Annotated in this window: 18 protein-coding genes; 2 read left to right on the top strand and 16 right to left on the bottom strand. The window is 36.6% G+C overall.

All coding sequences use genetic code 11. From position 1 onward, the window contains the following. Nucleotides 1-82 precede the first annotated feature (82 nt). On the top strand, nucleotides 83-367 hold the full coding sequence (locus I589_RS06420; RefSeq protein WP_010768921.1) for a hypothetical protein: 285 nt from the start codon (nucleotides 83-85) through the stop codon (nucleotides 365-367). A 364-nt stretch (nucleotides 368-731) separates the two neighbouring features. On the opposite strand, the gene I589_RS06415 is transcribed toward I589_RS06420, so the two are convergent. The 8 genes from I589_RS06415 to I589_RS06380 form a co-directional block, all read right to left on the bottom strand. Then, complete coding sequence (locus I589_RS06415) at nucleotides 732-1,208, bottom strand: GAF domain-containing protein (protein ID WP_010768922.1); 477 nt, start codon at nucleotides 1,206-1,208, stop codon at nucleotides 732-734. Between the two features lie 50 nt (nucleotides 1,209-1,258). Then, the gene (locus I589_RS17775) at nucleotides 1,259-1,924 is read right to left on the bottom strand and encodes a winged helix-turn-helix domain-containing protein (protein WP_010768923.1); all 666 of its coding nucleotides are present in this window, start codon (nucleotides 1,922-1,924) and stop codon (nucleotides 1,259-1,261) included. A gap of 252 nt (nucleotides 1,925-2,176) precedes the next feature. Continuing rightward, nucleotides 2,177-2,896 (bottom strand): acetolactate decarboxylase, encoded by a 720-nt coding sequence (budA, locus tag I589_RS06405; RefSeq protein WP_010768924.1) that lies wholly within the window; start codon nucleotides 2,894-2,896, stop codon nucleotides 2,177-2,179. Nucleotides 2,897-2,913: 17 nt separating this feature from the next. Further along, complete coding sequence (gene alsS / locus I589_RS06400; RefSeq protein WP_010768925.1) at nucleotides 2,914-4,578, bottom strand: acetolactate synthase AlsS; 1,665 nt, start codon at nucleotides 4,576-4,578, stop codon at nucleotides 2,914-2,916. Nucleotides 4,579-4,926: 348 nt separating this feature from the next. Then, entirely contained in the window at nucleotides 4,927-6,426 is a 1,500-nt protein-coding gene (locus I589_RS06395; RefSeq protein WP_010768926.1) for a replication initiation protein, read from the bottom strand. A gap of 1,366 nt (nucleotides 6,427-7,792) precedes the next feature. Next, a complete protein-coding gene (locus tag I589_RS06390; protein WP_035018125.1) occupies nucleotides 7,793-8,284 on the bottom strand; it encodes a hypothetical protein in 492 nt (163 codons plus the stop codon). 252 nt (nucleotides 8,285-8,536) lie between these two features. Continuing rightward, the gene (locus tag I589_RS06385; protein ID WP_010768928.1) at nucleotides 8,537-9,007 is read right to left on the bottom strand and encodes a hypothetical protein; all 471 of its coding nucleotides are present in this window, start codon (nucleotides 9,005-9,007) and stop codon (nucleotides 8,537-8,539) included. Then, nucleotides 9,004-9,870: an AraC family transcriptional regulator gene (locus I589_RS06380; RefSeq protein ID WP_010768929.1), complete on the bottom strand. Its 867-nt coding sequence runs from the start codon at nucleotides 9,868-9,870 to the stop codon at nucleotides 9,004-9,006. Before I589_RS06380 ends, I589_RS06385 begins: the two co-directional genes overlap by 4 nt. A 195-nt stretch (nucleotides 9,871-10,065) precedes the next feature. Here I589_RS06380 and I589_RS06375 point away from each other — a divergent pair, with 195 nt between their 5' ends. Beyond that, entirely contained in the window at nucleotides 10,066-10,935 is an 870-nt protein-coding gene (locus I589_RS06375; protein ID WP_010768930.1) for an aldo/keto reductase, read from the top strand. 235 nt (nucleotides 10,936-11,170) lie between these two features. Here I589_RS06375 and I589_RS06370 read toward each other — a convergent pair whose 3' ends face one another. From I589_RS06370 to I589_RS06335, 8 genes are all read right to left on the bottom strand, one after another. Beyond that, the gene (locus tag I589_RS06370) at nucleotides 11,171-12,133 is read right to left on the bottom strand and encodes a LacI family DNA-binding transcriptional regulator (protein ID WP_010768931.1); all 963 of its coding nucleotides are present in this window, start codon (nucleotides 12,131-12,133) and stop codon (nucleotides 11,171-11,173) included. Nucleotides 12,134-12,146: 13 nt separating this feature from the next. Then, nucleotides 12,147-15,413, bottom strand: coding sequence for a GH36-type glycosyl hydrolase domain-containing protein (locus I589_RS06365; RefSeq protein WP_010768932.1), 3,267 nt, complete (start codon nucleotides 15,411-15,413; stop codon nucleotides 12,147-12,149). Nucleotides 15,414-15,423: 10 nt separating this feature from the next. Continuing rightward, nucleotides 15,424-17,571, bottom strand: a complete 2,148-nt coding sequence (locus I589_RS06360; RefSeq protein WP_010768933.1) for a glycoside hydrolase family 3 N-terminal domain-containing protein — start codon at nucleotides 17,569-17,571, stop codon at nucleotides 15,424-15,426. A gap of 10 nt (nucleotides 17,572-17,581) precedes the next feature. After that, nucleotides 17,582-18,346: an endonuclease/exonuclease/phosphatase family protein gene (locus I589_RS06355; protein WP_010768934.1), complete on the bottom strand. Its 765-nt coding sequence runs from the start codon at nucleotides 18,344-18,346 to the stop codon at nucleotides 17,582-17,584. Further along, complete coding sequence (locus tag I589_RS06350; protein ID WP_051100940.1) at nucleotides 18,327-19,217, bottom strand: acetylxylan esterase; 891 nt, start codon at nucleotides 19,215-19,217, stop codon at nucleotides 18,327-18,329. The genes I589_RS06355 and I589_RS06350 overlap by 20 nt, the downstream gene beginning before the upstream one ends. A gap of 16 nt (nucleotides 19,218-19,233) precedes the next feature. Continuing rightward, nucleotides 19,234-19,833, bottom strand: coding sequence for a DUF624 domain-containing protein (locus tag I589_RS06345; protein ID WP_034684452.1), 600 nt, complete (start codon nucleotides 19,831-19,833; stop codon nucleotides 19,234-19,236). Nucleotides 19,834-19,896: 63 nt separating this feature from the next. After that, nucleotides 19,897-21,495 (bottom strand): type 2 periplasmic-binding domain-containing protein, encoded by a 1,599-nt coding sequence (locus tag I589_RS06340; RefSeq protein WP_010768937.1) that lies wholly within the window; start codon nucleotides 21,493-21,495, stop codon nucleotides 19,897-19,899. A gap of 21 nt (nucleotides 21,496-21,516) precedes the next feature. Next, nucleotides 21,517-22,398: a carbohydrate ABC transporter permease gene (locus I589_RS06335; RefSeq protein WP_010768938.1), complete on the bottom strand. Its 882-nt coding sequence runs from the start codon at nucleotides 22,396-22,398 to the stop codon at nucleotides 21,517-21,519. Between the last annotated feature and the right edge of the window lie 12 nt (nucleotides 22,399-22,410).

Genomic DNA, 22,410 nt, shown 5'->3' with positions numbered 1-22,410 from the left:
ATATAGTTGTTTTTCCCCTTCTCTGATATACTTCATTGAGGGGGATTTTTCATATCAATAGTACAGAGAGGAGTAAGTTCCTATGCGGGCAAATGATTTTTTAACAGCAATTGTTATTCCTACCGTCACATCTGAATACGAAGGGATTTTTCTACAAGAAAAAGAAACATATATTCCTTTAGCAAGAATTGATATACGCGATCACAAGCTGATTTTTCAATTCAAGAAAAACGCCAAGCAACTACCTATGAAAGAAATTTACACGAAGCTCATGATCCACAAAACCTTTCAGCTCGTTTATCTATATGAAGATGTACTTACTCCAGTCTATGGCTTTCATCAGCTGGAAAATAAATTAATTCTATAAACAAAAAAAGAAGGTGTGGAATAACTAATTAAGTTATTCCACACCTTTGTAAAATCTTAATAAACGGTGGAAACAGAAGAAACTCATCTCCACTTCGTTTCGCTCTCATCAACTTCTATGCATGGAACATGCTTGAGTTGAAGGTCTCCACTTCGTTTCGCTCTCAACAACTTCTACGCATGGAACATGCTTGAGTTGAAGGTCTCCACTGCGTTTCGCTCTCATCAACTTCTACGCATGAGACATGCTAGAGTTGAAGGTCTCCACTGCGTTTGTCTCTCAACAACTTCTACGCATGAAACATGCTAGAGTTGAAGGCTTCGAAAATAAGCTGAACACTTCTGTCCGGACTTCAATTTATCACTTACTTTTTAGTTTTTAGTAATAATTCAACATAGGTCTCTAAAAACTCTTTATCCACCTCATCGTAGCTTCCAATCAAGCCACTATCAATATCTAGAACGCCCACTAACTTGTCATCCAGTATCATAGGTACAACAATTTCTGACATCGCGGCAGAATCACAAGAGATATAATTTTCATGTTCCTTTACATTTTGGACGATTAAGGTTTCTTTTGTACTTGCTGCTTCTCCACACACACCTTTGCCTAATGCAATTCGAGTACAGGAAACTCTTCCTTGAAACGGACCTAAGATTAGCTCCCCCTCGTCAAAAAGATAGTATCCTGCAAAAACTGTGTCTGGTAAAGTTTCATTTAGTAAAGCAGAAGAATTACTCAAATTAGCTAACCAATTTGATTCAATTTCAAGAAGTCCCTCTTGTTGCTTTAACAATAGCTCGTATGCTTTCTTTTTTTCTTCTTTATTTTTCCAACTCATCTCTATTCACGTCTCTTTCTTTACTTTCAATTTTCATGGTCAACTGACGATTATCCTTCCGCTCGTTTTATTCCGAATCGATATCCTCGTCCATGAACTGTTTGAATATATTTTGGATTCTTTGGATCAATTTCCATTTTCTTCCGTAAATTCTTAATATGTGTATCCACCACACGACTCATTCCAGAATCATTACCAATAAGTAGGAGTAAATCCTCTCTTGAATAAATTCGAAAAGGATGTTCCGCCAACAATAAAAGAATTTGAAACTCTGAAGACGTGAGTAATAATTCTTCCCCTTGAAACAATACTTGTTTTGACTCACTTAAAATAACTAGTTCTTCTTCGTGAAATACAAGTTTTTTATCAAAAGACTCTTTATTTTTCCACCTCTGTAAAGCCACTAAACGTGCCGTTAGCTCATCTAAATTTGCAGGTAGAACCCAAACCAAATCAGCGCCTTGCTCCAGATAGTCAATAATGCTTGCTGAATCATCCTTCTCAATGACGGCTATTTGTAAATAGCTTCTTTGGTCTATCCAAGAATGTAGCAGCCAGTTTTCCGTAAGAAGATCCTGCATGACAAGTAATATTTCACAACGAGCGGTCTGTTGCTCATTAGAAAAAAAACAGTCAGCACCTAACATCGATTCATTAATTTTTTGTTTTAGTTCTTGATACATATGCTCTTGATTTGTTTTAATCGCAATTTTCATTGTGCCCTCCATTTCAAAAAGCAGCATGCTCTATCTATCATTAAAAATTAGTTATCTCTTCTTTCATTTAAATAAATATAGCCTATTCTACCACAAGTCCTTTCCTCTATACAGAGTCCTCAATCCAACAGAGAGATTCACCATATTTTCTTTTGCAAATACACGTATTGTTGACCACTCTCTCCCCTGTTTCTCATCAGAAAATAAATACTGGCTTCCTTTACCAATTAATAGTAAAAGAAGCCAGTATGTTTAGTTTGAACCTTCTGCGGTTTCTATTTCTTGTGCTAAATTAGCGTAATCAATTTCTGATGTCAAAAATGTCTCATCGGATGTGGGAAAATACTGGGTCAATGCATCCATGCTAGAAATTTCTAGCTGTCCCTTTTCCAAAGTGAAATCTAAAATATGCCCGCCAAACGTATGCGCATCATCTAAAAAATGCAGATGAAATCCTGAAGCCGCCACTCCTTGAAAAAGTTCTGGGGTATAAAAGCCCACAATCGTTCCTTTAATTTTCCGTTTTGTAAACTCGGGCTGGTTTTCTGAAACTTCAACCAGTCGCTTATATGGTTTGTTTTGTTTAGGCATAATCCGAATATGCATGAAGGAAAATTCTCCGGAAATTTTTATCCCGCTAAACAAATTTTGACTCTTCATTTGATGAATCATTTCTTTTTTTATTTCTTCGCTTGTACATGTTTCTTCAATAGAAATAACTTTTTCTGCATGAAACTGCGTAACCGCTGCATACGGTACTAGCTCTTCTCCCGTCAGTGGAACAAGTGTACCGTCTGATTTTCCTTGAAACCCTTGATTTCCTAGAATAATCAATTCACCATCTAATCCATGCAATGTCCCAATTCCAAGATTTCCAAGCTTCAATAAATTCGATAAACGTTCCGTTCCATCCATTAGTCCCGCCATAAGCGCACCGAGTGTACCATGCTGATGTACTATCGTTTTCTCCATTTCTTTTTCCTCTATTCTTAATAAAATTGGTCTGGCAAAATGGTTTCTCCTAATTTTTCATTATCCCGATAATCAATAGGGATATCAATAATTACAGGGCCTTGTGTATCAAAACCTTCTTGAATAGCCTGTGATAGTTCCTCTGCTGTCGTTGCACGAAGCCCTTTTGCCCCGAATGCCTCTGCATATTTCACAAAATCTACTGGTCCAAAGTCTACACCTGACGTTTGATTATATTTCATTTGTTCTTGAAATTCTACCATATTGTAGTGACCATCATTCCAAATTAAATGAACAATATTTAAATTTTTCCTAACGGCTGTCTCTAAATCCTGTGCAGAAAATAAAAATCCACCATCACCTGATACTGAAACGATTTGCGTCTTTGGACGAACAAGTGCTGCAGCTATTGCCCAAGGTAACGCGACCCCTAACGTCTGCATCCCGTTACTAAATAACAGATGACGAGGTTCATAGCTTCTAAAATGACGAGCCATCCAAATATAGTGGCTTCCGACATCAACAGTCACTGTCATTTCATCTGTCACGTGTTCTTGTAAGATACGAATCACTTCTAATGGATGAAGCTCTCCAGTCTCTTCTCGCGGACTCACACTATCTCTTGCAGTCAGTCTTTCTTGTAATGTTGCTAAATAGGCTTGTGAATCTTCCGTTAGCTGATACGAACCAATTTCCTCAGTTAATGCATGAAGGGTTCCTGCAATACTACCAATCAGCTCTGATTCCGGCTGTAAGTATTGATCGATTTCAGCTGGTGTTTCATCAATCACAATCATTCGTGCATCTTTTTCTGCGTTCCAGTTACGCGCTTCGTATTCAATTGGATCATATCCCACAGCAATCACTAAATCACTTCTCTTTAACAGCATATCTCCGGGTTGATTTCTAAATAAACCTACACGACCAAAAAAGTGATCTTCTAATTTTCTTGATATCACTCCTGCTGCTTGAAATGTTTCTACCACAGGAAGGTGCGTTTTGCTAACTAATTGACGAATTGCTTCTGATTCTTTCAAGCTAGAAGCACGCATTCCGACCAAAAGTACGGGTAGTTTTGCTCCTTTTATTTTTTGAGCAAGTGATTGAATTGCTTTTGGAGAAGCAGAGCCCAGCTCAGGATCACTCAACGGTTTTATTGCCTGGCTTTTCACAGGAGCATCCACAACATCTTGAGGAATACTAATAAAGCTTGCTCCTTTTTTTGATGATTTTGCTATACGGTATGCATTAGCAATAATTTCAGAAATCGTTTCAGGGTCTTGGACCTCTACACTATATTTAGTGATAGGTTCAAACAACGCTGCATTATTCATACTTTGATGTGTTTGTTTTGACAAATCTCCACGTTTTACCTGACCACCAAGTGCCACGACAGGATCTCCTTCAGCAGTCGCTGTCACTAATCCCGTTGCTAAATTACTTGCTCCTGGGCCGCTTGTCGCAATGACTAAACCAGGCTCTCCTGTAATTCGACCAACTGCTTGTGCCATAAAAGCAGCATTTTGTTCATGACGCGTAACTATTAATTCAGGGCCATCCTCTTTTAACGCATTAAATACACCATCAATTTTTGCACCTGGAATACCAAATATATAAGGAACCTGATGATTTTTTAAGCTTTCAACGACTTGATCTGATCCGTGTTTTATCTTTTCACCCATCTGTATTACTTCTTTCTTTACGGCTAAATATCAGCCTTTTTTTATAAAAGTACAAATAAACCCATTTTAATTAGTACAGTTTTTAAACCTGTAACAAAAAAAGTGTATCATACTTTCTATTATTTGTTTACTGATATGTTTTCAAAAAATTAGTATCCGCATAATTATCATTTCCGTTTGTAAGATTACTTATTTATGAAATTACAATTTATTTTCAAAATAGAATTTTTTTCAAAAAAAGAAATAAAAACTCCAGCAACGATCCTGCTAGAGTTTTTATTTCCCATTAGGTAATACAGTTTTTTTATCATTATAAGACAATAACCGTCACCAATTACTATTTATAATTTAGAGTTTACGAAGAATTTTTTCTTCCCAATCTTGTTGTTCTTCTTTTCTTTTAGTAGAAGCTTCTTCAAATGTCACAGTTGCAAGCTTTTGATTTAACCGTTGAATTTGTTCATTTTTCCATTCTTCTTCAGTCAAATCATGCGGACGACTAGGTAAGTCATCATAAAACCACGAAGGAAGATTCTCCTTTTGTCCTTTAACTTTCCACTTACTAAGATATTCTCTCTTCTCTAAAAATAATTTAAAATCCAACAATGTTCCTGGTCTATTTTTTTCTTGATTAACAAAACGGCGATAACGAAATACACCATTTCGTATTAAGCTATATTCATCCAAGTGTTCAATCATCAACTTATCAAAAGCAAAAAAAGCTTTTTCTTTATCCGTTTTTTTTGGATAAATTGTCCATAACTCCTCAAAATCAGGAGTAAACACAGCAGTCTCTTCGACCTCTGCATGATTTGTTGGCCACTCATCTTCCCAACGCTTATTTTTGAAAAAATTCCCTCCAGAGAGCACATATTTAAAATCAATTTCATTTTCTTCTACATATTGAGAATAATTCAAAATTCCTGTCTTGATCTCCTCAATATCTGTTCCTTCTTCAATTGCTTGAAGAAAATATTTTTCTCCAGAAACTTTATTTGTCTTTTTCGGATAATTTCGCCAGATTTTTTCAAATTCAGCCTTGACCATCCCTTTATTATTTTCAATCGTATTTGGCACATCTTCATTGATGACTTTTGTTTCTTTCAGTTCTAAAAAGAAAACTAAAGCTGTAGTTTTTCTACCTGATTTCTTTGCGATATAATCGACCTTCAACAAAGTTTTTTTGTTAATAACCTCAATCGCTTTTTTTATGTCCCGGTTGACGGTAGCCCAACGAATTTCATTTCCCGCTGCATCTACATGTTTATCTAATAGCTCACGCAAAATTTCCACCGTGATTTCAACTTCACCCTGGAATGCATAGGAGCGTAAATACCCATATAATTGTAAGGCGGCTTTACTTTCAGTTCCTAAATTTACCACGTCATAAAGTTGATATTGCGTGTAATTCCCTTGATTTTTTAGCTGAATTAAATAAGGGGTTAAGACCTCTGACAACTTCAAGTGATAAGTGTTGTTGTCAATTAATTCCGCTTTATCCAACCATCTCATCAAAGATTCTTTCTTTTTAGGCTTGATTCCTTTTGTATTCTTTTTTTCGTCATATTCCACCCACCACCAAGCTTTTGATCCTAGCTCTAAAATTGCCTCTTTGGTGTTTTGAATTGCTTTTCCGCCTTCATTAGGGAAGCCCAAAATTTCATTTAACTCATTTACGCTGACCTCGACCGTACTAAAACCAGTATCCTCAGGCTTAATATTTGAAATTAGGAACTCGCTAATAATAAATGCTTTCTTACTCAGATCGTTTCGACCTTCTCGTAAAAGCTTATTCGACTTAGCAATGTGGAAATTATGTTGTTTATGTGGAAAACTTAACTTATTCATATTGCCCCTCCAAACACAAATACAATTGTACCTAACTACATTCAAAATTTCTATAGATTCACTTGGTGGATATTTTTGTACTTTTGATGGGAATTTCTGTACTTATTGATTATTTAAGTAAAGGTACAAAAAATCCCAAACGATTTATGGGAATTTTTGTACCTTTACTGGGAATAAGTGTATTTTTCAATGGGAATTCTTGTACTTTTCATAGAAAAACAAGCAGCTCTAGGGTTTCATCTAGGGGAATTTTTGTACTTTTAAAATTACAGATAGCGGAAAAATCCTATTTTATTAGCTTTTTTTGCAATACTCGTTGAAAAATCGTGGGATATTTCTGTATTTCTGATAAAAACAAACTCCTTATCATTGATGGGAATTCTTGTACCTTATAAAAGCGCCACCCACTCACACTTATGGGAATTTTTGTACCCTAGGGAATTTCTGTACCTTTCAGGGAATTTTTGTATTTTAAATGGATATTTTTGATTTTTTGCTGGGATTTTTTGTATCTTTGTTGAACTTTTTTGTTCTTTACAGGGAATTTTTTGTACTTTAGGAAAAACAAAGCATATTCTCAAAGACAATTATAAACCTTATGAAATCAAGTGTTTCACGCGTTTTCGATAAAAAATTATCACTTTTTCCTTCTATAGAGTGAAGTAGTAAGTAAGAACTATCTGAATTGATAAAGTAAATAAACTAAATTAAATTATGGGAATTTTTGTACCTTTCTTTTTTTAAACAATTCGCACAAAAAAATGAAAAAATAAGTTATCCACAGAAAAATTAGGAAAAAATTTTTAAACAGGGGAATAAAAGTTTTTTCTCTATTTTTTTGTAAAAATGATTTGTTTGTATTTAACTATAAATGATTATAAATTCGTTATTTAATTCATTTATTCTATAAAACATCGAATTTAAATAACTATCTGAAAACAAAATGAAAACATATATATTCTCGACTTATCCATTAGAATTGATAGAATAGTTTTTTTGAAGTCTTTAAATAGTTTTTAAGGCATGTTCTTTTATTACACTTTTGCTTCTTTTATTTTCTTTAATCTAGCCACTAAGTAAAATTTTACTAAAACTATTTTTCGGTATGTTACACTGGTTGTGAAACATACTCCCTGTTTTTTCTTACATTCTCTCTTCAAAATTATGAATCAAAAAAGAACTCACTCAAAACCAGTAGTGGTCTTAAATAAGCTCTCTTTTTTGATTTCGTTACTCCTATTGGGACATTTCCCCTCTATCAGTTGTATTTACCTGACCATTACTTCTGGCAGCTTCGTCATATTATAGAATTGTTCACTCTACTTTCAGCTTTTCAAAAAGCAAAAAATGTTGAATAAATCAATGGTTAGTCTATGAAATAGCTCTGCTTTCTCAGCTTCTGCCATCGTTTTGATTTTGTAAATGATTCAACATAAAGCGTTTCGAAATAAGAAAGAATCCCAGAATCCTTTTTTTCTAGAGCGTTTACCTGCTCTAAAGTGAATTGATTCAAGAGATGATTTATTGATTGCTTGAGTCTCTCTTTTTGTTTGAAAGTCATAGTAGTATTTTTCTTTAATTTGTATAAATACATTTTTTCTAGCGTACGTTTAAAAGCTGATACTTTCAGCAATTGTTCTTGCTCTTGTAAAAAACCAGACGGTACATCATCAACAGGTAAAACAAGCCTCTCTAAAAGGTAAAGCTTATTCACTAGTAGAATGTCTTCCATAGAATAGGGTTCTTCGGAAATGAATCCCCGCTTTTTATAGTTTTCTATTGTTTTTAGAGAGGTGTTTGTTAATTGGATAAGTTCAACAAAACTCAATTCCACAGGCATCTCCTCTTTTCTATACATCAATTATCCTACAAAAAAAGAGTGCAGGAAAAGAAATACGATATTTAGTTTTGAATGAATTTTTGAGCAAAGATAAAGAAAAAACACCTACATACCTATAAAAAACAAGGTTAATTTTGAATAATCTAACTAATTCAGTTGAAAGAACCTTTTTTTCTATACCTAAAAAAACTCACGAAAACCATAATTAGGTATTTCCCTCAAAATAAGTTTCATTTTTTTGAGGGAATACTGATAGTTTTCCTGAGATTCCTATTTAGGGAATTTTGATTTATCATAGTTATAAGGGATACTTGTTCCTACAACTACGTCTTCAATCTTCTCTAAGATTAGCCAATCATCCATATTGCCTTGATGATCAAATGCCAATGGTGTGATCTCTTCTACTTGTTCAAACTCAACCAAACATAAACATTTTTTGTGCCAACGTTTTTTTTGTTTTTCAGAAAGGGCTAGTTTTGATTGGTTACTCTCTAATGTACTCGTAATCTCTTCTTCAGTCAGCTTTACATAGTTCTCTACTTGTTTGACAAGTGCTGTGGCAGCAATTCTAGAAGATCCTTTTTCCATGAAGTAAAGACGTTCATTTTTAAATACACGACTATGGGGAATTTTTCTTCCAGCAGCTCCTCTTACAACCATTGTTTTTTTACCATTGACAATTTTATCTAGTACCCTCTCCCCCTTTTTTCCTGTGTTATCACAATATACTAAATGAATCATTGTTTTTCCTCCTCTATTGGAATCCATATTTGGCTTAGATAATTCTCAGAATAAGAATTTCCGTCACTGTACCACTCAAGTTCTGGACAAGGAGCATGTTTGAATGGATAGGCAAGCAACCATTCTTCATTTAAGAAGTTCCATCCCTTATGTATCGATTCAGGGACTCTGCCTATACAATCAAAAACCGCCCAGGTTACTTCAGGAATGATTATTTCACAAAATTGTTCCGATAACGCTGCTTGTGACTCAACCATAATGAAATAGTCAATATCCATTGATTGTTCATCGAAATAACCAAACAAGCCAAAAACTCCTTTAGGTGTTCCTTCATCCAAAGAAATTAAGGTAGAATACAGTCCATTTTTCTGGCATTCATTCCAAAACTCGGGGATTTTTTTATAGTGAGCGTGGTCCACACAAGAAATTTTTGTTTTGACGCCAATTAGTCGAAAGCTTTGTTGCTTTTTTAGTCGCCAAGTAGGTGTTATGGATTTAGTAAATGTCATTTTAGGAACAATACGTAAAGTCGCTTGTTTCTCTCTAGCTTTTGTTGGTGAAACACCATGAAATTGATGAAACGCTTTAGAAAATGAGGTGGGTGAATGATAGTTATACTTATAACTAATGTCAATTACACGCATCTTTGTACTTTTCACATCGTACCCTGCGAGGGTAAGTTTTCTAGCACGAACATAGTCGGAGAAACTGATTTTATTCATATAAGCAAACACTTTTTGAAAAAAATCAAATGAGCATTCAGCAATAGCCGCAACTTCTTCTGGATTGAGAGGTTCCTCTGTACGCTGTAAATGTGTTTCTACGTACTCAATAATTAAATCCATTTTTTCATTCCACTCCATAAATACCCTCTCTTTCTTCATTTATGTTTATTTTATCATGGAATGTATAGCGCTTCCTCTTATTTTCCGTACTGGATGGATAGCCTAAACAAACCGCTTGACTTAAAGTGGACTTTAACACGTATGATACATTTAGAAAATAATTCTGAAGTAGAATGAACTATTTTTATTGAACAAAAGAAAGAAGGAATACGCATGTTAACAGAAGTCTTTACACTTTCAAATGGGGTGACTATTCCCAAAATTGGGTTTGGCACGTGGATGATTCCTGATACACAGGCTGCTGATTCTGTTAAAGAAGCAATTCAGCTAGGTTATCGCCACATTGACACAGCACAAGCTTATGAAAACGAACGAGGCGTGGGTGAAGGGATTCGTACTTCAGGGGTTGCTCGCGAAGAACTGTTTCTTACAACTAAATTAGCCGCAGAAATCAAAAATTACGAAGAGGCAGTAAGTGCGATTGACATCTCATTAGAAAAATTGGGCGTAGAATTTATCGATTTGATGATTATTCACAGTCCAAAACCATGGATAGAGTTTCAAAGTGATGAGGATCATTATTTTGAAGGGAATTTGGCGGCTTGGAAAGCACTGGAAGAAGCTTATGAAGCAGGAAAGATTCGAGCAATTGGTGTTTCTAATTTTGAGCAGGTTGATTTAGAAAATCTTTTAGCTCATGCCAAAACGCCCCCTATGGTTAACCAGATTTTGGCCCACATTGGTCATATACCAACAAAAGTAATCGAATTTTCTCAAGCGCATGAGATTCTTGTAGAAGCCTACTCTCCTATTGCACATGGCGAAATGATGAAAAGTCCAGAAATTACTGAAATGGCAAAAAAATATCAGGTTTCTATTCCGCAATTGGCGATTCGCTATTTGCTTCAACTTGACTTGCTTCCATTGCCTAAATCATCCAAGGCCAGCCATATGAAAAATAATGCAGAGGTTAACTTCACGATTACAGATGAGGATATGGCGCAGCTAAATAAAGTCGGTACACTGGATTATGGAGTAAATAGTGAAATACCTGTATTTAAAAAAGTAGCAAAAAAGCGATAAAATGAATGAAATCGTGAGAACGGCTGAATGAGGAAGGTGAATTCAACCTGTAGTTACCAAAAAATGAGTGCAAAGATAGTTACTATAGCGTTGGGCTATTGACTATAAGCTACTCTAGGAATAGGGATAACCGCTGAGTGTTGTTTAACGTGGAGATGAGTTCCTTCACAACCTTTGTTAATAGTTTAAGAGGGTGAGGGATAACTAATTAAGTTATCCCTCACCCTCTTTCCTACTATTCTTCAAATGAGCCACCGGATACAAAGCTTGTATAAATATGCTCGTTTTCGGCTGTTTCTCCTTGAATAAGATGGATAATCGTTTCTGCTGCTACAATTCCCCAGCGATGTTTGGAGTAGGAAATGGTTGCTAGTCGAGGCTGTACAAATGCCCCTAATTCAGAGTTATCAAATCCTATCATTCGGATATCTTTTCCGATTTGGTAATTCGTTTCCTTGATGTATTTATACACACCAATAGCCATCTCATCATTCAAAGCAAAGATATCAATGGGTTTTTCAGGGGTGTTCATAAGGATTTTTTCTGCTGCTTGATAGCCTGAAGGTTCGGTGAAGTCCCCTTCTATAATCTCATAAGGGATACCAAAACGCTCTAGTTCTCGAGTGCTTGTTTTCAGCCGTTCAATACTATCATATCCTTGTTTAGGACCAGAAATTAAATACATTTTTTGTGTACCAGAGGAGAGGAACTGTTCAATAGCTAGAGTGGCTCCCCCCTTATTATCTAAGAGGACTTGTCGAATGTTTTCATGAGTAATGAGTCGATCAAGAACAACAATTGAATGTCCGCGGTCAGCAAATTGTTCAATTTCTTCGGTATCAAACGTCCAGTCTAAGATAACGGCGCCATCAATCATTCGTTCAGGAATAAAGAGATGAGATTTTACACCGCTGCAGACAATCATTTCGTAGCCAAAATAGGCAAGCCCTTTCTTAATTCCATCTAAGAGCTCTCCATAAAAACTCCCTCCATAGTCTGCTAAATAGACGCCGATGATATTTGTTTGCCGACGTTTTAATGTGCGAGCCGCCATGTTCGGAACATAGTTCAGCTCATCGGCAATTGCTTGTATGCGCGCCCTTGTTTCTTCCGTAATCTTTGGGCTGCCATTTAAAGCGTAGGAAACAGTTGAAATTGAAACGCCAGCCTTTTTTGCGATGTCTTTTATTCCTACCATGGGTGCTCCTTTCCTATCGATAAATATCGATAATTTGATTTTTTTTGGTGAAGGTATCTTTAGGGACAATCAAGCCCCCTGTTCTGTAAGGATTATGCTCGAGTTCAAACGCAACGCTCTTTCCGTCAATCTGTACATCATTTGTTCCAGTTAAATGGAAATTAACCGTTACTGGATTTTTAAATAATTCATAGTGTAAGGATAATCCATCTAATTCGTTTGGCAACACGGGATCAAAAATGACCTGATCTGTTTGTTCGCGAATTCCTAAGACAGAGGTAAGCAGTTGGTTCAAATAAATTCCCGGTCCGCTGGAATAGATACGCCAGCCACCTTTAACACCAACTGTTCCTTGTTTCAGTTTACCAAAATTTTTCTGTGCTTCATACCTTGTTTTGAAATCGCCATCAGAGCTGCTGAAATAAGCATTTGACTGACGAAGCTCTGCGTTTGGTACATAAGTTGAAATACTGATTGGGTTGATAATCTCCAATGCATGCCAAGCTTCTTCTGATTCCCCTATTTTTGCCATTGCTTCAGCAAAGCGGATATGTGCATGAACATACTGTAGTCCAATTTCACGACCAAAATTCGCTGCTTGCTCAGCTCGCTTAAAATGAGTACTGACGCCTCCGTTGTAAGATGCTGGGCGATTCATCAAGCGTACACCATCTGGAAATTGAAGATGCTCTCGAATCAACTTAAGATGATGACTGACTTGCTGAGGGGTTAATAATTCAGCAATCATACTTCTGGTCATAGGCAATAGTCGATAATGAATATTTGTTTTATTATCTTTAGGATAGACCATCTGTTCAAACGTTTTTTCAGAGGTTTGATAAAGAAATCCTGGAATTGTTTCATTTGATAAAATATACGTTTCGAAATCACGTTGGATTCCGTTGCTCAATTCCAATAGTTTTTTACTATAAGAAGAATCGACTGATAAGAGGAGTTCTCCTAGTTTTTTTATAACCTGATAAGTCAATGCGACCGTCCAGCTGCTAGCCATGCGTTTTTTCAATCGGCTGTCATAAGGCTGGAGTGTGTCATCCCAGTCCCCATCGCCGTAGCAAGAAAGGTAAGTTCCTTTTAAAAAATTAGTTTCAATATAAGCAACTTCTTTTTGAATGTGTTGATATAAAGTAGCTGTTTCACTTGTTTTTTGGAACGTCCCTCGAGACGTATAAGGGATTTCTTCCGCTAAAATTGAATAATCCTTTGTTTTTTCCAAATAGTCTGCCACGATTTTCATTGGCCAGACTATAATATCACCATGACTTTCATCTGCTTTTTGTTCTTCATAGCGATCAAACATAAACCATTGCGGCCAGTTTCCATCATCTTCAAATTGGTTTGAAAATACCTGTTTTATGATAGAGCGAACAATTTCCGGTCGATTGACAGCTAAAAAGAATTCAGTTGGACCTTGTGAGACATCTCTTGTCCCCCATGCCGCACCACCATACTGTTCTAATCCGTGGGGAGATAGATAATGAACGAGCATATTATGTGTATACCATCGTGTAAGGAGATTCATTCGTTGAACATTGACTTCTTCATGCGTTAATGAAAACTGATGAAGCAATTGGTCAATAAACGCAACATATGTTTTTTCCTCTGCAGCAAAATTAGTTTTTACCTCTTGGAATGGACGATTTTCCAAAGTCCCTTGAATACGTAACGTAAATTTAGAAACAGACTCTAACTGTAGAACAACGAGCTGTTCATCTGGCAGTTGAGTAAAGAGTGATCCGTCAGTTAGCCTAAAAGGTTGATTACTATTCAAATAGTAAGTAAGATCTGGATACTTGGCGGTAACACTTGGATGTGTACTTTTAACAGTCAACAGATTTTGTTCCTGTTTTATTTGGTGATGAGGCGTATCTTCGGGGCCCATCACTACTTGATTCGATATAGCCCAAGTATAGGATTTTCCAGACTGACTGTCTACCTCCAAACGGATTTCTCTCGTATCTGCTATGGTAAATGTACGAATAATAAGTAAGTCATTCTCTGTTTTATAATACCAAGTGGCCGAATTTAAGCCCATTTCAAAGGCAGTTGGCATAGTTAGAATACGCCAGACATCATCTTCTAAAACATAAATTCTCTGTCCAGTAAGTTTAAATAAATTCAGGGCATTCCGACTATTTCCCAAGAGCTTATTCATAGATGTGTTGCCTAAAACAATCTGCGAATTAAAGATTCCCGTCATGTAAACCGTAGTACTTAAAAGTGGCTGTTCAACGTCTAAATCCATCCCGCTTAAAAGGATATGTCCGTGTGCTCGCTCCATCTCTTCTTCTTTGTTTTGTAGAACAACATGATGATATTCCTCTGTAAAAAAGGAATAAAGAGAAGCTCCTTCCTCTTTTTCTAATTGAACAGGATAGATGTTAACTAATTCCTCTTGCGTAAATGGCTCACCTACAAGTGGCTCACCCAAGAGCTTTTGGAAAGTTGTTCCTTGTTCATGAGAAACTGAAATCTCTTCTTTTTCATACCAACCAGTAATCGTCTCTAGTGAAACTAGTGGGTTTGTGATTGCTTCATCTTGTGAATCCTTCACGACACCATAGAAAACAATTTCTTTTGGCTGATCTGATAAAACGATTGGCTCAGATTGCAGACCAATATAAGCAAATTCATACTGATAGACTTCATTGTCCAATGTTTCTCGTAAAAGTGCTTGCGGTTGATTGGTTTTCTTATAGGCCCGTTTAAAGAACTGGTATCCATCTGTAGAAAAGGATCGAATCTTTTGTAGACTTCCTTGTTCAATTACAGGGAATTTTCCATCCTGTGGCTGATTTTGTCTAGAGGAAACAACGGTATGTCCACCTTCTTGTGTTACATGATGATCAATATATTGGGAGACGTAGGCTTCGTTTGATTGGACGGCTCCTTTTTTTGCAAGACCTAAATCTTGTCCATAAATGATGTCGATTGTTCCTTCACCCGAGACAGTTACTCGCCAAAACCAGCAATTATGTTCTGATAAAAGAAAGTCTACTTGATAGTGAACGGATTCTAAAGAGCCTTTCCAAGTTAGCTGATTGTCATGGATAGAAAAATGACTCTCTGCATTTGAACCGATTAAAGGAATCATTTGTTTTCCTGATTGATGATGGATTCGTAAGTAGAGCTGATTTAAGCTACCATCTAAAGAGTTTCCTTGAAGCTGATTAATCATCATGTTACAGCTTTCAATTTCATATAAATCTCCTGTTTCCAGAAAAGAAAACTGTGTGTCTGCTTTTTTAATCTGTAATTTCATATTGACCTTCCTATCTAATAAGCTGAAATGTTGAAGTCAGCAAATCTCTACTATTTGGTCCCACCATTAGCTGGAACTCTCCTTCATCACTTCTCCATTGATTATCTATGTGGACATAGCGTAATTGTGATTCAGTGATATGGATAAGAATTTTCTTCTCTTCTCCAGGTTCTAAGGTAATTTTTTCAAAAGATTTCAACTCTTTTAATGGTCGGACACGTTCACCCACGAGATCACGTACATAAACTTGAACCGTTTCTTCAACAGGTAGTGAAGAGGTATTTTTGATTGTTACAGAAGCTTCCAATGGTTTTTCCATAGATAGCTTGCTGCTTGTTACTAATCCAGAATAAGTGACATGGCTGTAGCTTAGACCAAAACCAAATGGATATTTTGCATAATTTGAACAGTCTAAATATTTAGAAACATATTTTTCATCAGGAGCAACTTCGTACGGACGCCCTGTGTTTTCAACATTATAGTAAACAGGCACCTGTCCAACAGATTCTGGGAAGGACATGCTCAAGCGACCGCTTGGATTACTAATCCCCCAAAGAATTTCTGCAAGTGCATTGCCCCCCTGAGAACCTGGGAACCATGCTTCAACAATCGCTTTTGCATCATCAAAATCAGAAAGGTCTAACGGACGTCCATTGTAAACAGTCACAATAATTTCTGAATTGTACTTTTGAAGTGTATGAAATAACTTGATTTGTTCTTTGGGAAGACGAATCGAGCTACGACTAGCTGCCTCCCCACTCATTTCAGAGGTTTCCCCCAAAGACAAGATGACTTTGTCTGCTTTTTTTGCCAATGAGATTGCTTCATCTATTGCTGTATCAGACGGAGTAAAGTAGTCAAATGGTTCTGTGCCAAATAAAACAGAGGAGGAAAGTGCGGACGCTCCTTCTGCTAGCGAGACTGTTTCACTTTGTTTTCCTTGCCAAGACCAAGCCCCTAAAATATCACGAGAGTTTGCACCCGGGCCGACAATAGCAACTGTTTCTCCTTTTTTTATAGGAAGAATTTCTTCATTTTTCAATAAAACGATGGCCTTTTTAGCGATGTCCTTTGCGGCATCTTGATGTTCTTGTGAAAAAACAATCGCTACTTCTTTTTCTTCATCTGCTCCTCTATACGGATTTTCGAAGAGACCTAAGTCGTCTTTTAATTGAAGGATTCTCATAACTGCCTCATCTAAAAGACGGACATCAACTGCCCCTTCATTAATTAGCTCCTCTAAGGAATCCGTATAACAAGTAGTCATCATTTCAATATCCACACCTGCTTCAATTGCAAGTTTTGCGGCTTGTTTTTTATCCTTGGCTACACCATGAGCGATTAGCTCTTGAATAGCTCCCCAGTCAGAGATGACCACACCATCAAAGTTGAATTCTCTTCTCAAAATGTCACGAAACAGCCATTTATTTCCTGTTGCAGGAACACCATTTAAAGCATTAAAAGAGGTCATAACAAGCTTTGCCCCGGCATCAAGTGCCGCCTTGTAGCCAGGTAAATACTGTTCTCTTAACTGTTGCTCAGATAGATCTACACTATTGTAATCTCGCCCTCCAATAGCTGCGCCATAAGCTGCAAAATGTTTTACACATGCGGCTACGCGGGAAACGTCATTTTTTAAATCATCACCTTGGTAGCCCTTGACTAATGCACGAGCCAATTGACTATTTAAATAAGCATCTTCTCCTGTAGACTCCATCACACGTCCCCACCGAGGATCTCTCACTAAATCAACCATAGGTGAGAAAGTCACATGAAGTCCAGAAACTGCGGCTTCGTGTGCAGAAATAGCAGCCATCTCTTCTACTACTTTTTCGTCCCATGTACAGCCCAAAGCTAGCGGAATAGGGAAAATTGTTCGAAATCCGTGAATAATATCCGCCATTAAAATGGTTGGAATGTGTAATCGATTATTTGCCATGTATTCCTTTTGTACGCGAATGGCTTCTTTTGCACCAGAAACCCCAAGTGTTGTACCTGCTAGATTAATGGTTTCTTGAGTTAGCCCTAAATCAGACATCGGTCCTGTCTTTTCTTCCGCTTTATCGGAGTAGAAAGCTGCTGCCAGTTGAAGTAGCTGATCTACTTTTTCTTCTAGTGTCATTTGCTCTAGCAATGCTATTACTTTATCATTTGTCATAAACTCACTCCTAAAATTCAATGGTTGCTTCTAATGGAAAGTGATCAGAAGGATACCGGCAGTCACAGGAATCTGTGAGGGTTCCACTTGTTTTAATCATTCCATGATTGGTATAGATGTAATCTATTTCCTCCAAATCCCTCCAAGGGGTCGTATAAACAAAATTTTGAAAAGAACCGTTAGGCCCGTAGTGAGGCTGTTCAGATTCTGTTTTTGTACTTCTAAAATTATGAGAAAGAATCAGTTGATGAACGGATTCTGTTTTTTCAGCATTAAAATCTCCAAGCAAAAAGGTTGGATAGTTTTCGATTTTTTCTTTCATTCGGGTAAGGATAATCTTCATACCTTCATATCTAGCGGATTCAGAAATATTATCTAAATGTGTATTTAAGATGAGACTCTCTTTTTTTGTCACTTTGTCTTGCAACGTACACCAAACGCAAATTCGTTTATAGGCAGAACCTTCATGAATACTCGGTATTTCAGGTGTGCTTGATAACCAGAAGAAACCGGAATCAATCAATTCATATCTTTCTTTTCTATAATAAATAGCCAATCCTTCTCCCGTGCCATCTCCGTCACGTTCTGCTGAAAAAGAATGATAATTGTTTAAACGATTGAATGATTGTAGTTGATTCGGACGTAATTCTTGAAGGCAAAAAATATCCCAATCATGATAATTAATCAATGCTAATACATGGTCTTCTCTATAGGACCATTGCCATTTTTGATCGTAATCAGTATCAACTCGAATATTATAGGTTGCAATTTTCACGGGTAGGTTCCCCCTTTATTTCTTCTGCTATTTTTTGTACTTCCTTCAGTAACTGTCGCTGTTCTCCACCTCCATGTCCTTTTTTCCAGTAGATAAGTAACTGTTTATACGAACGAAGTTTACGGTAGGTTGGGAAAAAATCAGTCATCGGACAAATCGGATCTGCACTCCCTACAGACGCATAGACTGGATTTTGAATAGTGGATACCAAGTATTGGGTATCAAAAACAGCTAACTGTTGTTTAATATGCGTTTTTGTCTCTGGATGCTTTTGTATATAGTCGTGAATAACCCCATAGGAACCAGTCCCTTCATCGATTCGTCGAGAGAGATTTGAATGACTAGGGACATCAGCAAAGGTCGCTTTTATTGGCTGTTCTGTTAACGCATTGACAAGAAGAGCAACACCGCCTCCTTGAGAACCGCCACGCAGAAAAATAGCCTTTTGATCAATTTCAGGAAGTTGTGCAGCAAGAGTCACCGCTCGTAAATTATCTGCTACAAGCCTTCTCATATAAAAATCTTCATTTGATAAAAATCCTTTTCCCATTGGAACATCCAAATCGATCGTTTTATAAGAAGCTGTATCCTGTGTTTTCCCTCCTTGACCACGATTATCAATCACTAGACAGGCGTATCCTGCTTTCAACCAATGAGAGAATTGGTTAGGTGTTTCTATATGATTCATATAGCCGAGAAAATCAATTACTATCGGACAAGGCAACGTCGTTTTAGGAATGAGCAGCATCCCGTAAATTGTTTCATAGAGGAGACTTTGAAAGGAAAGTTCAAAGCAATCTGCTCCTGCTATTGTTGACGGGTGTTTCTTTTTCTTAAACTGACTCGGTATATCTGCCAGTTCTAATTTCATTTCTTGCCAAAATAGATTACTGTCCACTCTCGTCAACCTCCAAAACTTTTATGAAGAAAAACAGTTGTAAACAAGCACTGACTGCAACGCCCAAGGCAACAAACAAGAAGAATACCCATTGCGTCATGAACCAGCAGGTGAGAATCGGTAGCACCAATAGAATAATACTGTTTGCACTGCTACTTAAGACAACATAAACGGTTTCGTGAATACTCTTTTTTAAAGGCCAAGGATAGATACTGTAAATAATCATGAACGTACACAAAAATAATAAGGAAAGTCCAAATAAAATGATGACAAAAAAACCAAGATACGTTGAAAGTTGAAAAAGAACCAGTGTGCTTATTCCCAATCCAACAATAAATAACGCGATAAATAGTGTAAGAATAAGCCCTCTTTTAAATGAGTGTTTGAGATTCTTTAGATAGGCTTGTACGACAGCCGACTCCTGTTCTTTTATCATTTGATAAATTGTTTGGTATAATGCCATCACTGCAGGTCCAATCAAAAAAATCGTTATGCTTGTCAACCAGAATAAAAGATTAATTAATAGTAGATTGGCGATGAATGAAAAGACGCGATAATAGAGTCCTTCATAGGAAAAAAGTTTATTCATAAGTAGCAGAGAGGAAGGATTTTATCCGATTCATCCCTTCCTCTCCTGCATCCCTTCTGTATATTAGTTTAGTTTTTCTCTGTTTTCTTTCATTTTTTCAGATTTTACTTCTTTAATATCTTCCCATTTATTCTGTTTCAAAAAGTCTTTGAATTCATCAACAGTTGCATCAAAGGTTTTTTCATCTTTTGAACGAATCAGTGAGATAATTGTTGTATTTAGTTTTGTTTCAATGGCTTCATTTGAACGTGCTTCTGCTGTTCCTGCATCTGGATTAATATTTTCAATGACAAAGTGAGGAACTAGCTTTCCTTTACCCCATTCTTGAATTTGAGTAAGAGCACTTTCTTGTTTCACTTTTAACGCATTTACGCGGTCGTTATTAAAATACAAGAAACGGCTAATACCATATTTTTTGTTATATGCATCATTGTCTGTTTTTTCTAATTCTTTCACTTCATCAAGATAGTCAATTTTTCCTTCATTATTGTAATCATACGTAACGCCTTCAACCCCATATTTGGTTAAAATTTGTCCAGGTTCATCAATTAAATAAGTGAAAAGCTGTGTAACTTTTGCAGGATCTTTCGCATCTTTGGTAATGTAATTACTTAACCAACCTGAAATTCCTGTTTGATTTAATGTTGGTTTTCTTCCAGAAGTACTTGTCGGTCCATCAATTGCAATATATTTTGTTCCTGAATTTTTTGTGAATTCAGTGAAATTCCCACCTTGTCCACTAGTTCCAGCAACTAGCATGGTTGCATAATTTCCTTGTTTTACTTTTTCATCAAATGTTGCTCCGTCATCAGTGAAGCTATCATCGCTTATATTTCCATCACGATAGACTTGATTAATTGTTTTTAACCAGCCTAGGTACTCTTCATCTAGGTTTCGATCGTAGTAGCTTCCATCTTCATTTTCAAGAGGTACACCCAAGAAATCCTGCAGTTTATCTAAGAAAGGTCCAGATGTTTCTCCAATAGTTGTGAACCCCATTGGTGTATATTCAGGATATTTTTCTTGAATTTCTTTCATCACTTTGACGAAGTTTTCAGGTGTTGAAACGTCAGGCTTTCCTAGCGCATTATAAACATCTTCTCGAATTACAAAATTGTCGTTCACAGGAATATTGCCACTTTCATAGTCTGCTTTTGTATTTGAATAGTTAGGGTATCCATAAGTTTTTCCATTATCAAGTTCATACCATTTAAACGTATCTTTGTTTACGACACTCATTAAATAAGGGTCATATTTTTCTGCTAAATCATTTAAAGAAACTGCCCACGCATCTGCTTTCTTAGCTGCTTGTCCAGTCATATTTGTTAAGGTAACGATATCCGGCATATCTCCACCTGAAATCATGGCATTTAATTTTGTATCGTCTCCAGAAATAAATTCAATATCAATATTCAAGTCTTTTTTAATTTGAGCGGTGGTCACGTCCTCGCCAAATGGAAGAGAAGTCCAATCAGAGTTGATATACCACTTAATTTTTGTGGTCTCTTCTTTTTTATCAAGTTTCCACGCAGGAGTCGTTTTATCCAATGTGTAGCGATCTTTTATCGAAAAATCATCAGCTGCTTTTTCTTCTTTTCCTCCACACGCTGCTAAACCAAACATTACTGTTACTGCCAACAAGCTACCAAACAATTTTTTCATGTCTTTTCCTTCTTTCTAATTTTATTCTTTCACAGCACCGGCCATCATACCGCCGATGAAATGTTTTTGAAGTAGTGGATAAATAATCAAAATTGGAACGGTGGTAATGACAATCGTTGCTAATTGAACGCCTCTAGTGGTTGCCTGAAAGATGACGTCTGTACTACCACTTTCAGTCATTGTACTTAAGTTTGACTGGACGATAATTTCATAAATCTTCATTTGTAAGGGATAGAGATATTCTTTTGTAATATATAATTTTGTGGTCATAAAATCATTCCATTGACCCACACCGTTGAACAAAACAATTGTGGCTAATGCTGGTTTTGTCAGCGGCAGGAAGATTTTGTAAAAAATTTGAAATTCGCTTGCCCCATCAATCTTTGCAGATTCTTCTAAGGAGGCCGGTATTTCTCGGAAAAAGTTCATCAAAATAACGACATCATAGTAGCTGAACAAAGCAGGGATAATGTATACCCAAAAAGTATCCAGTAGTCCTAATGACTTAATTAGTAAATACGTAGGAATCATCCCACCACCAAAATACATGGTGATAACACCTAATGTTGTGTAAATACTTCTGCCCATCAGACGTGATTTACTCAATCCATAGGCTACAACCGCACAAAATAGTGTATGTGTGGCGGCACCAATGACTGTTTTTAAAACAGAGATACCAAACGCACGTGGAATACTTGCATCTGATAAAACGCGACGATAGTTTTCCAGTGTAAATCCTCTAGGCCAAAGAACCAATCCGTTTTCAGCTAATCCAGAGCTAGATGAAACAGATGAAACGAGAATATTCCATACAGGGACGATAATTAAAAGTGAAAACAGGATAAGGATTAATGTATTAAAAAAGTAAAATTTTCCATTTTCTTTTGATGCTCGTTTGATCATTTCTCTACCTCC

The organism is Enterococcus phoeniculicola ATCC BAA-412 (assembly GCF_000407505.1).
Taxonomy (GTDB): domain Bacteria; phylum Bacillota; class Bacilli; order Lactobacillales; family Enterococcaceae; genus Enterococcus_K; species Enterococcus_K phoeniculicola.
Note: the sequence above shows the minus strand (reverse complement) of the source record. Positions and strands in the feature narration are given on the sequence as shown.